Source organism: Actinokineospora cianjurensis (assembly GCF_003663795.1).
In the GTDB taxonomy this organism is placed as follows: Bacteria; Actinomycetota; Actinomycetes; order Mycobacteriales; family Pseudonocardiaceae; genus Actinokineospora; species Actinokineospora terrae.
Map to the genome: position 1 here is coordinate 2,327,684 of NZ_RCDD01000001.1, position 13,930 is coordinate 2,341,613.

A 13,930-nucleotide genomic window follows, 5' to 3' on the forward strand; every position below is an offset into this window, starting at 1 on the left:
GTGCGGCTATCCGGCCAGGGTGCGCAGCAGGAACTCGTAGACGATCGCCGACATGAACGCGCGCTGCGAGTTGTCCGCCGCCGCGCCGTGCCCGCCCTCGATGTTCTCGTAGTACCGCGGCGCGTGTCCCAGTTCGATCATGCGGGCGGCCATCTTCCGCGCGTGACCGGGGTGCACGCGGTCATCCCTGGTCGAGGTCACGAAGAAGACCGGCGGGTACTTCGTTCCACTGTGGACGTTGTGGTACGGGGAGAATGTCTTCAGGTAGGACCAGTCGGCGGGATCGTCCGGGTCGCCCCACTCGGCCATCCACGACGCGCCCGCGAGCAGCAGGTGGTAGCGCTGGAGGTCCAGCAACGGGACCTGGCTCACTACGGCGCCGAACAGTTCCGGGTAGCGGGTCAGCATCACACCGGCCAAGAGGCCGCCGTTGCTGCCACCCTGCATGCCCAGCCGCTCAGGCGTGGTGATCCCTCTTGCGACTAGATCCCTCGCTACTGCCGCGAAGTCCTCGTAGGCACGTGGTCGGTTCTCCCGCAGTGCAGCCCGGTGCCACGCGGGGCCGTACTCGCCGCCGCCGCGGATGTTGGCCACGACGTAGGTGCCGCCGTGCTCCAACCAGCCACGGCCAAGGCCACCGCTGTAGCTCGGGGTAAGGGACACCTCGAATCCGCCGTAGCCGTAGAGCAAGGTGGGACCGCTCGTGTCCGTGCCGCTCACGACGAAGTACGGCACCTTGGTGCCGTCGTCGGAGGTCGCGAAGTGCTGCTCGACGCTCAGCCCGTCGGCGTCGAAGAACGCGGGCGCCTGCCGCAGCGTCTCCAACCCGCCACCGACCTCACCGCGCAAGAGCGTCGCGGGCTGCAGGTAGCCGCTCACGTTGAGCAGGTACTCGTCGCTCTCGTCGGGATCGGTGTCGATGACATCCGCGGACCCCACCTCGGGCGCGCCGGGTAGCTCTGCCCGGCTCCACTCGCCTTGACCCGGCGTCAGCACCTCTAGACGCGTCTTGACGTCGGAGAGCTCCACGAGGATCAGGTGGTTCTTCGTCCACGCGGTGCCGCTGAGCGAGGTGTGCTCGTCCGGGACGAACAGGACGGTCAGGTCGCGCTCACCGGTCATGAAGGTCTCGAAGTCGGCGGCCAGCAGCGAACCGGTCAGGTAGGTGGAACCGCCCACGGTCCAGTCCGAGCGCAGGGTGATCAGCAGCCACTCGCGGTGCACGTCGACGCCCGCGTCGTCCGGCACCTCGATCTTGGCGAGGTCGCCGTCCGCGGTGACCAGGTACTCCTCCGAGGTGAAGAAGTCCGGGAAGCGGCCCACGAGGTCGCGCTCGAAGCCTGGCGTCTGATCGCGGTACGCGTAGACGGTCACGTCCTCGGGCTTGCCTTCGAAGACCGTCTCCGCTGTCTCCAGCGGAGTGCCCCTACGCCACCTCTTGACGACACGCGCGTAGCCGGACGTGGTCAGCGAGCCTTCGCCGAAGTCGGTACCGACGTAGACGGTGTCCTCATCGATCCAACTGACCCTGGTCTTCGCCTCGGGGAGGGTGAACCCGTCCGCGACGAACTCGCCGGTCCGGAGGTCGAACTCGCGCACAACCGTGGCATCCGCACCACCGCGTGACAGCTCTACCAGCGCCAGGTTGTAATCGGGCTTGAGCACCGACGCGCTGTTCCACACCCAGTTCTCGCCCTCGGCCTCACCGAGCGCGTCGACGTCGAGCAGCACCGTCCACTCCGGCGTCGCGCTGCGGTACTGCTCAAGAGTCGTCCGTCGCCACAACCCACGCGGGTGGGCGGCGTCCTGCCAGAAGTTGTAGAGGTAGGCCCCACGCCGCCGCGGGTACGGGATGCGGTCGTCGGCGTCGAGCACCTCCAGCAGTCTCGCCTTGGTCGTCTCGAACCGCTCCCCGTCGGTGAGCACGGCGGTGGTCTCGGCGTTCCGGTCCCGGACCCAGTCGAGGGCCGTCTCGCCGGTGACGTCTTCGAGCCAGAGGTAGGGGTCGGCGTCGTCGGTCATGGGCGCCAGTCTGCCGGCGGGTGGGCTAGCGTGGGGGTCGTGGAGCTGGGATTCGCCTTGCCCGTGTCGGGCTCGTGGGCCACTGTCGACAACCTCGTGCGAGTAGCGACCCGGGCGGAGGAGTTGGGCTATCGGTCCTTGTGGACGATGCAGCGGCTCTTGTCTCCGCCTGACGACAGTTGGGGCGACGCCTACCGCAGCGTGTTGGACCCCATCGCCGCGTTGTCCTACGTGGCGGCCAGGACCAGTCGAGTGCGACTCGGTGTCGCCGTGCTCAACATGCCGTTCTTCGCTCCGTCTCTCCTAGCCAAGCAGTTGGCCACGCTCGACCTGCTCTCCGGTGGGCGTGTCGACGCCGGTTTGGGTATCGGGTGGTCCGCCGAGGAGTTCGCAGCTGTTGGTGCTGACTTGGCTGGTCGGGGCAAGAGGGCAGACGAGTACATCTCGCTGCTGCGCCGCCTCTGGACCGAAGAGGTCGTCGACCACGAAGGACCCCACTATCGGGTGCCCGCGAGCCGGACAGACCCCAAGCCTGCCCAGGCCGGAGGACCGCCGATCCTGCTCGGCGGCGCCGCCGAGGCCGCACTGCGCCGCGCGGGCAGGCTGGCCGACGGGTGGATCAGCAGCAGCCGGGCCGACCTGGCCACGATCGGCGAGTCGGTCCGGGTCGTGCGCGCCGCGGCCGAGGCGGCCGGACGCGACCCCGACCGGCTGCGGATGGTCTGCCGCGGTGTCGTGCTCATGCGCCCCGACCAGGGCGAACGTCCGCTGACGGGCAGTGTGGAGAAGATCAAGGACGACATCGGGGGCCTGGCGGAGCAGGGGATCACCGAGCTGTTCGTCGACCTGAACTTCGACCCGGCCATCGGTACCCCGGAGGCCGACCCGGCGGCGTCGATGGCGCACGCCGAGTCGGTCCTGACCGCCTTCGCCCCGATCGACGCCTAATCGCGCCAGCCGGTGAGGGTGACGTCCTTGGCCACGTCCACCCGGAAGCCGATGGTGATCTCGCCTGTCTCCGAGGGCGGCACCGTGAGCTTCCAGGTGACCTCGCCGATATCGGTTTGCTCTGTCGGCTGCGGCTTGAGGACCAGGTCGCGCACGACGACCGACTCGCTGCGTGACACCGGCACCTGGTCGACCACGGTGATCCGCGCCGGTCGCGGCCCGAAGTTGCTCACCTTGATCTGCCAGGTCGCCTCTTGGCGACGGGTGCCGCCCAGCACCGCCTTGGAGGCCGAGCGCTTGACCAGGTCTCGCTCGACGCGGACGCGGTCGTCGATGCCGAGGGTCAGCTCGACCTCCTCGCCCGGTGCCCACGCGGCCAGGTTGGTCACCCCGACGAACTCCGCGTCATGGAAGATCGACGCCCGGCCGGGCCGGATTGTGTGTTCGGAGGTGTTGGTCGCGGTCGCCCGCAGGTAAGCCTCTGTGCCGACCAGCGGGACCGTGACGTGGTCGAGCTCCGCGGACAGCTCGACGGTCGCGACAGTCGTGCGGTGAGCGCTACTGTCCGAAGGTACGGCTACCAGGCGTGATGGGCGGTAGACGGTCGCCGCCTCGCCGTGCTCCACGCTCGCGTAAGACTCAGCGATCGGTGGCGGCGGTGAGTAGCCCCCCGGAGCCGCCGCGGCAGGCATCGCGGCCCCGCCCGCCATGCCGAACCCTCGCTGCATGTCGTGGCCCTCGCCGGCAGACACGCTCTTCCGACTCGCCTGCGGGACAGGTCGTAGGACGTCGAGGTACCAGGGCGCCAGCTCGGGCACGTCCACGCTGGTCGCGGGCCGGGCCGTGGACAGCCGCAGGTCGCACTCCGGCCAGTCCTCGCCGGTGTGCTGCGTGACCAGCCCGTACCAGGTCAGCGTCAGCTTCGTGCCGACGAGGCGCACGTCGTAGCGGGACTCCCAGTTCGCCGAGTCGACGAGGTAGGAGACCTCCAGCTCCACATCGCCGTCCGCCGCCACCGCCAGCTCGACCTCGATCGCGGTCGTGTCCGGCAGCCGCTGACCTTGGCGCCCGGCGATCCGCCGCTCGACCTCGTCCAGCTCGGCCTGGGTGGTGCGCACGGAGTCGATCAGCTCGCGCCGCCGCGCGTACACCTCCGCCAGCTGCTCGGCCAGCGCGTCGCCCACCTGGGCCACCCGAGCCGGGTCGGTCTCGTCCTTGGCCAGCGCCTGCGCGAAGGTGCTGCCCGCGCGCCTGCCCAGCGTCGTGATCAGCTCGGCCCGCGCGTCCAGCACGCTGCCGCGGTCACCCAACTCCTGCAGCGCCGCGTGGAGGGTGTCCCTGCGCTCCTCGAGCTCGCCGAGCGGGGCGTCCTGGGTGCGATGGTGGTGCTCTGTGCGCACGTCGACGCCGAGCACCGTCGCGCGTCCGATGCCCGCCACGCGAATGGAGTCCGCGTGCAGGTACTGCGGTAGCCCACCGATGGTGACGCGGTGCTCGCCCGCGCTTAGCGCTACCTCGCCGCTACGGGTGATCCGCGCCTGTCCCGGATAGACGGTCACGGCGGTGATGCCTGCGTCAACTCGAATGGTCACGCCGCGAGGCTACTCACCGGAGCGCTCGACGGCATCGATCCTGGCGAGGAGATCGGCCTTGAGCTCGGGGCCGCAGAACGCGGACCGCACCCCGGTTCGAGCGATGTCGGCCAGCTCTCCCCGGCCAAGGCCGAGGTGCTCGTGGCAGAGCAGGTACTCGCGGTCGAGGTGCGTGTGGAACATGCCGGGGTCATCCGTCGCCAACGTGACCGGTACACCTGCCTCCAGCAGTAGCGGCAACGGGTGCTGCTTGATGTCGACCACGGCGCGCGTGCGGAGGTTCGACGTCGGGCACACCTCCAACGGAATGCCCTCGTGGGCCAGATGGCGCAAGAGGTCCCGGTCTTGAACCGCGCTCACCCCATGACCGATGCGTTCGGCGCCGAGTTCCCGGACCGCGGCCCAGATCTCCTCCGGCCCTACGGTCTCACCCGCGTGTGGCACCGAGTGCAGGCCCGCCTCCCGTGCCCGGTCGAATGACCGGCGGAACGACGCGCGCGGCATACCGGCCTCTTGACCGCCCACCCCAAAGGCAACGGTGCCTTCCGGCATGTGCGCGAGGACCCAGTCGACTGTCCTCTCGTCCTCGGCGCGCTCCAGACCTGCCGGGATGTCGAAGATCCAGGCCAGGACGACGCCATGTTCCGCGAGCGCCCTCTTACGCCCGTCGGCCAACGCGTCTGACAACTCCGCTGGGTCCATGCCGTTGTTGAGGTGGTCGAACGCGGTGATGGTCACCTCTGCGTAGTGCGCGTTAGAGGCAGCGAGATCGCGGGCGATGCCAACAAGCAAGGTAGTGATATCCGCGCCAGTACGGACTAGGCGCGAGACCTTGCCGTAGACGGTGATGAAGTGAGTGAAGTCGGTGAACTCGTAGTACCGCACCAGGTCGTCGCGATCGGTGGGGACACCGCCATCCGGGTGGCGGCGGGCGAGTTCGAGAACCGAGTCCAGTGGGGCCGAACCGACCAGGTGTAGGTGCAGTTCGACCTTGGGCAGGGCGTGGATGTAGGCGTGCACGGGTGACCTCTCGGAATGTGGGATGGGGTACGCGGGGGCACAACACGCGCGCATCACCAGGCGAGGTCGCCGCGCTCGTGATCTTCCCCGTAGAGCGGGAGCGGCACCAACCAGCCGAGGATCACGGACACGCCCCGAGTCTGGCCCAGCGGCTGTGGGGCGTCAAGACGACCATCCCTTGTAGACGGAGCGGAAGGCCCTTGACACCCGCTCCGCGGCGGGCAAGGGTGCGGGCAGGTCCCCTGCCGAAGATCTGGAGAACCCCTATGAGACGTGCGAGATCCGCCGTCGCTGGTGCGCTCACCGCCCTGTTGGCCGTGCCGCTCGTCGTGTCCCCGGCCGCTGCCGAGCCGGAACCACCCGCCCCCGTTTTCGTCGACGGTCAGGCGCAGCCCGTGTTCAGCCCCACCGACGTCGTGCGCGAGTCCCTGTGGGTCTCCGCGCCGGTCGACAGCGACAACGACGGCAAGGACGACCTGGTGCACGTGGAGGTCGTCCGGCCGAGGGCGACCGAGCAGGGGCTCCGCGTCCCCGTTGTGTACCAAGCGAGCCCGTACTACGCGGGCGGTAACCCCGTCGACAACCACAACGTCGACGTCGAGCTCAACGTCCCCGACAACCGTCCTGGTCCGAAGGTGGCAAGCGCTTCCCTCGACGGCCCGAACCCGGCTATCACCTGGCGGTACGAGCAGTACTTCACCGCACGTGGTTTCGCGGTCGTGTACGCGGAATCCCTCGGCTCTGGCCTGTCCACCGGTTGCCCCACGAGCGGCGGCCGTAACGAGACCATCGGCGCGCGCTCGGTCATCGACTGGCTCAACGGCCGTGCACCGGCGCAAGACTCTGCGGGTACCCGTGTCACCGCCGGTTGGACCACCGGCAAGGTCGGCATGATGGGCGTGTCTTACAACGGCACCCTCCCCAACGCGGTTGCCACTACCGGTGTGCAGGGCCTGGAGACGATCGTGCCGATCGCCGCCATCTCCAGCTGGTACGACTATTACCGCGCCGATGGCGCTGTCGTGGCCCCCGGGACCTTCCAGGGCGAGGACCTCGACGTGCTCGCCAAGTACGTCCACACCCGCGCGGACCGCACCGCGTGCGCGTCGGTCATCAACGACCTCACCGTCGAGCAGGACCGCGTCACCGGCGACTACAGCAACTTCTGGGACGAGCGCAACTACCTCAACGACGTGCGCAAGGTCCGCGCGTCGGTGCTCGCCGTGCACGGCCTCAATGACTGGAACGTGAAGATGACGCACGTGGCCCAGTTCTACGAGGCCATCAAGAAGCAGGGCGTCGAGCACAAGATCTGGCTGCACCAGTCCGGGCACGCCGACCCCTACAGTCTGCGCCGCGACCCGTGGCTGATCACGCTGAACAAGTGGTTCTCGCACTACCTGTACGGCATCGACAACGGGGCCCAGGACGGCCCTAGGCTGACCATCCAGCGCGAGGACAAGACCTGGGTCGAAGAGGCCGAGTGGCCCGCGCCCGCCGCGTCCCTCGCCACCCTCTACCCGGGCGCCGGTGGCGCTACCTCCGGCGCGTTGACCATCTGGCGGCCGGACCGCCGCGTGGTCGAGTCGCTGACTGACGACGCCAGCAAGCTCGCGGAGACCCTGGCCAACGCGCCCACCTCGCCCAACCGGTTGGTCTACCTGAGCCGTCCTTCGAGCACCCCGCTGCGCTTCAGCGGCAAGGGTGAGGTCTACCTGCGGCTGTCCTTCACCCGGCCCGCTGCCAACGTGACCGCGCTGTTGGTCGACCGCGGTCCTGACGGCAAGTCCACCGTCGTCACCCGCGGCTGGACCGACCCGCAGAACCGCAAGAACATCAGCCGCACCGAGACGATCCAGCCGGGCAAGTCCTACGACCTGCGCGTCGACCTGGTGCCGGACGACTACGTGCTGCCCGCCGGGCACCAGTTCGGCCTGGTGGTGCTCTCCAGCGACAACGACTACACCCTGCGCCCGGCACCGGGTGCGGGCTTCTCCGTCGACCTCAAGGGCAGCAACCTGACCCTGCCGGTCGTCGGTGGCCTGGAGGCGCTCAAGACCGCCGTCGGCTGACGTGTGGGGTGTTGACACGATCCTCTAGGGGTTCGTGGGTGTTCCTCCCGCGGTGAGGACCGTGGTCGGATCGTTCGCGACGTTCCCCAGTGGAGGTGGCGAATGATCCGGTCCTCGGTCGCTCTGGCAAGCACGACCGCCGTCGCGGCGGCTCTCCTCGTGTTCGGCGGGGGAGTCGCCTCGGCGGCGCCCGCGTTCCAACTCCCGTTCCCGTGCGGGCAGGTGTGGGACGGGCAGACCCGCACCAACCACAGCCCCGCCAACGCGGTGGACTTCAACCGCGCCAACGACGACGGCGACGCCGTAGTTGCCGCGGCCGCCGGTCGCGTGTCGCGAGTGGACAACGAAGGTAGCGTCAGCTACGGCCGGTGGATCGAGATCGACCACGGTTCCGGTTGGCGCAGCCGGTACGCGCACCTGTCGGCGCAGCGCGTCACTGTCGGGCAGAGCGTCTCGCGGGGCCAGTTGATCGGCAACGTCGGGAGCACCGGCGGGTCCACCGGGCCGCACCTGCACTTCGAGCAGACGCTCAACGGTTCCCCGCAGAAGGCCGTGTTCAACGGGACCCAGGCCCTGTACTGGGGAACCCGCGCCTACACCAGCCGCAACACCTGCTGATCCACCGGCGCCGCGGCCGAGTTGTCCACATGGCCCCGAGTTGTCCACCGTCGAGAACTGACCTCTGCCGCCCGGCTGCCCAGCCGCGCACAGTGGTCCCATGACGACAACCACGCTGCGCCACACCGACCAGATCATCGCCGCGCTCCCGTACCTCATCGGCTTCGCGCCGACCGAGTCCCTGGTCGCGCTGACCATCCGGGACAGCGGGGAGGTCGGCCCGGTCGTCCGGGTCGACCTGCCCGGTCCGCGGGGGCGGGTGCCGATGGCCGGGCACCTCGCCGAGATCATCACCGGCCACCAGGTCGCCGTCGCCCTGCTCGTCGTGGTGGGCGGCGGCGAGGAACCGCTGCCGCACAAACCCTTCGTCGCGGCGGTGACCACGGCACTCGCCGATGTCGGGGTGTCCGTCGAGCACGCGTTCTGGACCAGGGCGGTCGAGGCGGGCAGGCCGTGGCTGTCCTACACCAGCCCGGAGCTGTCCGGCACGGTCGCCGACCCGGACAGCTCCGCGGTCGCCGCCCAGTTCACCCTGCACGGCGTCGTCGTCTACTCCTCGCGCGAGGACATGGCAGACACCCTCGCCGCCGACCCCGAGGCCGACCTGGACCGCAGGGCGTCCCTCATCGACGCGATCGCGACCGCGGACGAGTCGACCACGGCCGAGAAACTGGCCCTGGTCCACGGCACCGTCGAGCGGTTCGCGATCCGGCCGCCCGGCGTTCGTCCACACGCGACCGGCCCGGCGCCGACCGATCCCGAGCTCGACGACAGCACACTCGCCCGACTGGCGGTCGCCTTGTCCGACCCGCACGTCCGCGAGGCGTGCCTGTCCATCGCCCTGGGTGCCCGAGACCGCGCCGCCGCGCGCCTGTGGACCAGGCTGACCCGCGCCTTGCCCGCACCTGAACGAGCGGAACCCGCCGTCCACTTGGCGGTCAGCAACTACCTGCGCGGCGACGGCGTCTACGCCAGGGTCGCCCTCACCGTCGCACTGGCCGCCAACCCACGGCACAGCCTCGCCGCCCTCTTGGACTCCGCCGCCCACCACGGCATCCCACCCGACGACCTCCGCGCGCTGATCGCCGAGGCAAGGACCACGCCCACCCGCGCCGGCTTCGGCTGATCGTGTGCCGCCGCCGAACCACCTGCGCCAGGGCCCACCACCAACGGCGTGGGCCGCGGTCCGGGTTGGTCGTGCCTGATCCCCGTGCTCGAGGTCGGCCAACGCGACGTCCGTGCCGTCGACCGGGCCATGATCTTGGTCGTACCGGACGGTGCGCTGCCTTGATCGTCCACGCTCGTTAGCGGTCGGTCCGTGCTGACTGCCAGCGAGCGTGCAGTGCCGACCACGGTGTTGACCGCTCGGCACCGGGTCTGTTGTGGACGGTCGAGGTGAGATGTGGTCAGGCGCGGTCGCGGGTGAAGGCCCAGGCGTCGGTGATGATGGTGTGCAGGTCGGTGCGTTCCGGCTTCCAGCCGAGGTTCTCGGCGGCAGCGGTGGCACTGGCGACGAGGACGGCGGGGTCGCCCGCGCGGCGGGGGGCGAAGTCGGCCGGGATCGGGTGTCCGGTGACGTCGCGGCAGGTCTGCACGACCTCGCGGTTGGAGAAGCCGGTCCCGGTGCCGAGGTTGTAGACCTGGTGCTCGCCCGCCCTGGTGTTCGCCAGCGCGAGCAGGTGGGCCTCGGCGAGGTCGAGCACGTGGATGTAGTCGCGGACGCAGGTGCCGTCCGCGGTGGGGTAGTCGTCGCCGTAGATGGAGATGGCGGGGCGGGTACCCAGGGCAACCTGCAGCACGATCGGGATCAGGTGGGTCTCGGTCGTGTGCCGCTCACCGAAGCGGCCGTAGGCGCCCGCGACGTTGAAGTACCGCAGGCTGACCGCGGCGATGCCGTGGGCCTTGGCATAGGAGGTGATGGCGTGGTCGATCGCGAGCTTGGTCGCGCCGTAGGTGTTGGTGGGGCGGGTCGGGGCGGTCTCCAGGATCGGGACCTGCTCCGGCTCGCCGTAGGTGGCCGCCGTGGAGGAGAAGACCAGGCGGGGCACGCCGTTGTCGCGCATCGCGTCGAGCAACCGCAGGGAGGTGAGGACGTTGCCTGCCCAGTACTTCGCCGGGTCCACCATGGACTCGCCGACCAGTGACTTGGCCGCGAAGTGCAGCACGCCGTCGAAGCCGCCGGTGAGCAGGTCGGCCGCCACGTCGGCGATGTCGGCCTGCACGAAGGTGGCGCCATCGGGCACCGCGTCGGCGTGGCCGGTCGACAGGTCGTCGACCACCACGACCTCGTGGCCGGTCTCCACCAACCGCGCCGCGCACACACTGCCGACATACCCGGCCCCGCCCGTCACGAGCAGCTTCACCGTCGTCCTCCTCCTGCTTGTCCGTGCGGTCGTCCCGGCGGTGGTCCCGCTGGGTGCCGCACTGGTCGTGGTCTGGCTGTTCGTCTTGTCGGTCGGCTCAGTGGTCGCGGCCCGCGCCCGGCGACGGCGCCGCGGCGAACAGCCTCGGCGCGGTCAGCGACCGGTCGGCGAACGCGGCGCGCACCGCGTCCCGCACGGCGTCGTCCACGGCCGGGGGCACCACCGCGATCGCGGACCCGCCGAAGCCGCCGCCGGTCATCCTGGCACCGAGCGCCCCGGCGCCCACCGCCGCCTCCACCGCGATGTCCAACTCCCGGCACGAGACCCGGTAGTCGTCGCGCAGGCTCGCGTGCGACGCGGACAGCAGCGGGCCGATGTCGGTGCCCGCCCGCAAGGCCGCCACGGTCGCGAGGACCCGGTCGTTCTCGGTGACGACGTGCCGCACCAGCGGGCGCAGGTCCTCGGGCAGCCCGCTCAGGTCCACGTCGGTGTCGACCTCGCGCAACGACCCGACACCCAGCAGCGCGGCGGCCCGCTCGCAGCCCCGGCGGCGGTCGCCGTAGGCCGAGTCGGCCAACGAGTGCCGCACCCTGGTGTCGATCACCAGCACCGGCGCGTCGAACGGGATGTGCTCGGCCGCCCCCGACCGCACGTCCAGGAACAGCGCGTGCCCCGCCACACACCGCAGCGACGCCGTCTGGTCGAGCAACCCCGTCGGCGCCCCCACGAAGTCGTTCTCCGACCGCTGCACCCACCGGGCGACCTGCTCCAACGAGGGCCGCCCACCTCCGCCCTCGCCTCCGCCCGCGGACGGCCCGATGGCGCCCACGTACCCGGCGGCCGCCGCCAAGGCGGCGCCGGGGGTCGTGCCGCCGGGGGTCGTGCCGCCGGGGGTCGTGCCGCCGGGGGTCGTGCCGCCGGGGGTCGTGCCGCCGGGGGTCGTGCCGCCGGGGGTGGATGGGGGTGCGATAGCGGGCGGGGATGGTGGGGTGGCTGAGGCGGGGGTGGTGCTTGCGACTGGGGTGCCGTCTGGTGGGAGGGCGGTGGCCGGGACTGGAGTCGGGCTGGAGGTCGGGATGGTGTCCGGGGTGGGGGTGATGTCGGACAGGCCCAGGAGGGCCAGGGCCACGGCGCACTGGAGGGCGTGGGAGGAGGAGAGGCCCGCGCCTGCGGGGATGTCGCCGGTGATGAGGAGGTTGGCGGATACCGGGTAGCCTGCGTCTCGGAGGGACCAGGCGACGCCGTAGACGTAGGCGGACCAGCCGGTGACCCGGCCGGGGGTGAGGGCGGCCACCGGGACTGGGTCGGCACGCTGGGGTATGCCGTCGTCGCCGACGGTGATGGCGGCTATGTGGCCGTCGGTGCGGGGGGACGCGGCCACCGCGACGCGGTGGGGCAGGGCGAAGGGCAGCACGAGGCCGTCGTTGTAGTCGGTGTGCTCGCCGATGAGGTTCACCCGACCGGGGGCCGACCACACCCCGACCGGGGCATGTCCGTGCACCTCGCGGAACCGCTCGGCGGCCCGGTCGGCCGGGGTCACAGCAGTCGGGCCAGCACCGCGTGCAGCATCGTCGGGCTCAGCTCGGCCGTGGTGCCCGCGCCGGTGATCGGGATACCGCTGCCGTCCTGGTTGGCCGGGCCGACCTCGATCACGTTGCCCGGCAGCGCCCCGACCGACTTCAGCTCGGTCATCAGGTCGGGGTCCATCTGGATGTGCTCGGCGATCCGGCGCACCTCGACCCGGCCGCCGCCGCGGCGGGAGACCTCGTCGACGCGCACCAGGCCCGCCTCGATCGGCGGGGCCGGCTCGTCGCCCTCGCCGAGCTTGTCCAGGCCGGGGATCGGGTTGCCGTAGGGCGAGGTGGTCGGGTGGCCGAGCAGCTTCACCAGCTTGCGCTCCACGGCCTCGCTCATCACGTGCTCCCAGCGGCACGCCTCGCTGTGCACGTGCTCCCACTCCAGGCCGATCACGTCGACCAGCAGGCGCTCGGCGAGGCGGTGCTTGCGCATCACCGCGACGGCCAGCGAGCGGCCGTGGTCGGTGAGCTCGAGGTGCCGGTCGCCCGCGACGACGACGAGGCCGTCGCGCTCCATGCGGCCCACCGTCTGGCTCACCGTCGGGCCGCTCTGGCCCAGTCGTTCGGCGATGCGGGCACGCAGGGGGACGACGCCCTCCTCCTCGAGCTCGTAGATGGTGCGGAGGTACATCTCGGTGGTGTCGATGAGATCGTTCACGCCGGTTCCCCTTCGTCGCCTCCATGTTAGTCGCTCGCTCCGACAGAGCAGCGGGGTAGTAGCAGGCAGTGACCAAGGGCCCGGGCCGGCAGGATGTGGGGGTGAGCGTCTTCTCCTCGGCACTCGTGTCGACCGCCGAACTGGTGTCGCTTCTCGACAGTGGACCCCGGCCCGTGTTGCTGGATGTCCGCTGGCGCCTCGGCGGCCCACCCGCCCGCGACGACTACACCGCCGGACACCTGCCCGGTGCCGTTTTCCTGGACCTGGACCGGGATCTGGCCGCCCCGCCGGGAGACGGCGGTCGACACCCGTTGCCGCGACCGCACGACTTGCAGGCCGCGCTGCGGGCGGCGGGCGTGCGCGCGGGCCACCCCGTTGTCGTCTACGACGCCGACAACGGGTCGGTCGCCGCGCGGGCCTGGTGGCTGCTGCGGTGGTCCGGCCACACCGAGGTGGCCGTCCTCGACGGCGGTTACGCGGCCTGGGTGGCAGGCGGCGGCGAGATCAGCACGGTGGAGCCATCACCTGAACCGGGTGACGTCGAGGTGCGCCCCGGCGCGATGCCCGTGCTCGACGCCGACGAGGCCGCGGCACTGGCGGTCGACGGTGTCCTGCTCGACGCCCGCGCGCCCGAGCGCTACCGCGGCGAGGTCGAGCCGATCGACCCACGGGCAGGGCACGTGCCGGGTGCCGTCAACGCGCCGTTCGCAGGCCACACCGGCCAGGACGGCCGCTGGCTCGCTCCTGAACTGCTGGCGGCCCGCTTCGCGGAGTTGGGCGTGCTCGGCCGGTCCGTGGGCGCCTACTGCGGTTCCGGGGTGACCGCCGCGTCGGTGGTCCTCGCGCTGGAGGTCGCCCGCGTCACCGCGCCGAGCGCCCCGGCCGCCCTCTACGCGGGGTCCTGGTCCCACTGGAGTCGCGACCCGCGGCGCCCCATCGCCACCGGGGACAACTGACCGGATCCCCGGTCGCCCGAGGCGGTCCACCGCGGATCCGGCATGGTCACGATGTGGTGGCCGCCGGTTGAAGACTTGGCCCCGCCGAGGAGTACGGGTCGCCA

At 70.9% G+C, this 13,930-nt stretch carries 11 protein-coding genes; 5 read left to right on the forward strand and 6 right to left on the reverse strand.

The annotated features are described in order from the left end of the window. Positions 1 to 6: 6 nt before the first annotated feature. Positions 7 to 2,022: a prolyl oligopeptidase family serine peptidase gene (locus CLV68_RS10630; protein ID WP_121390191.1), complete on the reverse strand. Its 2,016-nt coding sequence runs from the start codon at positions 2,020 to 2,022 to the stop codon at positions 7 to 9. Between the two features lie 39 nt (positions 2,023 to 2,061). Here CLV68_RS10630 and CLV68_RS10635 point away from each other — a divergent pair, with 39 nt between their 5' ends. After that, the gene (locus tag CLV68_RS10635; RefSeq protein ID WP_121391102.1) at positions 2,062 to 2,970 is read left to right on the forward strand and encodes a TIGR03619 family F420-dependent LLM class oxidoreductase; all 909 of its coding nucleotides are present in this window, start codon (positions 2,062 to 2,064) and stop codon (positions 2,968 to 2,970) included. On the opposite strand, the gene CLV68_RS10640 is transcribed toward CLV68_RS10635, so the two are convergent. Both CLV68_RS10640 and add read right to left on the reverse strand, forming a co-directional pair. Further along, positions 2,967 to 4,562 (reverse strand): mucoidy inhibitor MuiA family protein, encoded by a 1,596-nt coding sequence (locus CLV68_RS10640; RefSeq protein WP_211346461.1) that lies wholly within the window; start codon positions 4,560 to 4,562, stop codon positions 2,967 to 2,969. The two genes, CLV68_RS10635 and CLV68_RS10640, sit on opposite strands and share 4 nt — an antisense overlap. Positions 4,563 to 4,571: 9 nt before the next feature. Beyond that, positions 4,572 to 5,582, reverse strand: a complete 1,011-nt coding sequence (gene add / locus CLV68_RS10645; RefSeq protein WP_246009751.1) for an adenosine deaminase — start codon at positions 5,580 to 5,582, stop codon at positions 4,572 to 4,574. A gap of 266 nt (positions 5,583 to 5,848) precedes the next feature. Here add and CLV68_RS10650 point away from each other — a divergent pair, with 266 nt between their 5' ends. The 3 genes from CLV68_RS10650 to CLV68_RS10660 all read left to right on the forward strand — a co-directional run bounded on the left by CLV68_RS10650 (position 5,849) and on the right by CLV68_RS10660 (position 9,398). Beyond that, positions 5,849 to 7,654: a Xaa-Pro dipeptidyl-peptidase gene (locus tag CLV68_RS10650; protein WP_121390192.1), complete on the forward strand. Its 1,806-nt coding sequence runs from the start codon at positions 5,849 to 5,851 to the stop codon at positions 7,652 to 7,654. Between the two features lie 102 nt (positions 7,655 to 7,756). Further along, positions 7,757 to 8,272, forward strand: coding sequence for a M23 family metallopeptidase (locus CLV68_RS10655; RefSeq protein ID WP_121390193.1), 516 nt, complete (start codon positions 7,757 to 7,759; stop codon positions 8,270 to 8,272). A 100-nt stretch (positions 8,273 to 8,372) separates the two neighbouring features. Beyond that, complete coding sequence (locus CLV68_RS10660; RefSeq protein ID WP_121390194.1) at positions 8,373 to 9,398, forward strand: DUF4192 domain-containing protein; 1,026 nt, start codon at positions 8,373 to 8,375, stop codon at positions 9,396 to 9,398. Positions 9,399 to 9,678: 280 nt separating this feature from the next. Here CLV68_RS10660 and galE read toward each other — a convergent pair whose 3' ends face one another. The 3 genes from galE to CLV68_RS10675 all read right to left on the reverse strand — a co-directional run bounded on the left by galE (position 9,679) and on the right by CLV68_RS10675 (position 12,870). Beyond that, a complete protein-coding gene (gene galE / locus CLV68_RS10665) occupies positions 9,679 to 10,635 on the reverse strand; it encodes a UDP-glucose 4-epimerase GalE (RefSeq protein ID WP_121390195.1) in 957 nt (318 codons plus the stop codon). A 97-nt stretch (positions 10,636 to 10,732) separates the two neighbouring features. Further along, positions 10,733 to 12,175, reverse strand: a complete 1,443-nt coding sequence (locus tag CLV68_RS10670) for a galactokinase (protein WP_121390196.1) — start codon at positions 12,173 to 12,175, stop codon at positions 10,733 to 10,735. Next, a complete protein-coding gene (locus tag CLV68_RS10675) occupies positions 12,172 to 12,870 on the reverse strand; it encodes an iron-dependent transcriptional repressor DtxR (RefSeq protein ID WP_092786856.1) in 699 nt (232 codons plus the stop codon). The genes CLV68_RS10670 and CLV68_RS10675 overlap by 4 nt, the downstream gene beginning before the upstream one ends. Before the next feature lie 101 nt (positions 12,871 to 12,971). Between CLV68_RS10675 and CLV68_RS10680 the strand changes: the two genes are divergently transcribed. Beyond that, positions 12,972 to 13,826 carry a sulfurtransferase gene (locus CLV68_RS10680; RefSeq protein ID WP_246009752.1) on the forward strand — a complete coding sequence of 285 codons (855 nt, stop codon included), beginning with the start codon at positions 12,972 to 12,974 and terminating at the stop codon, positions 13,824 to 13,826. The last annotated feature ends 104 nt before the right edge of the window (positions 13,827 to 13,930 follow it).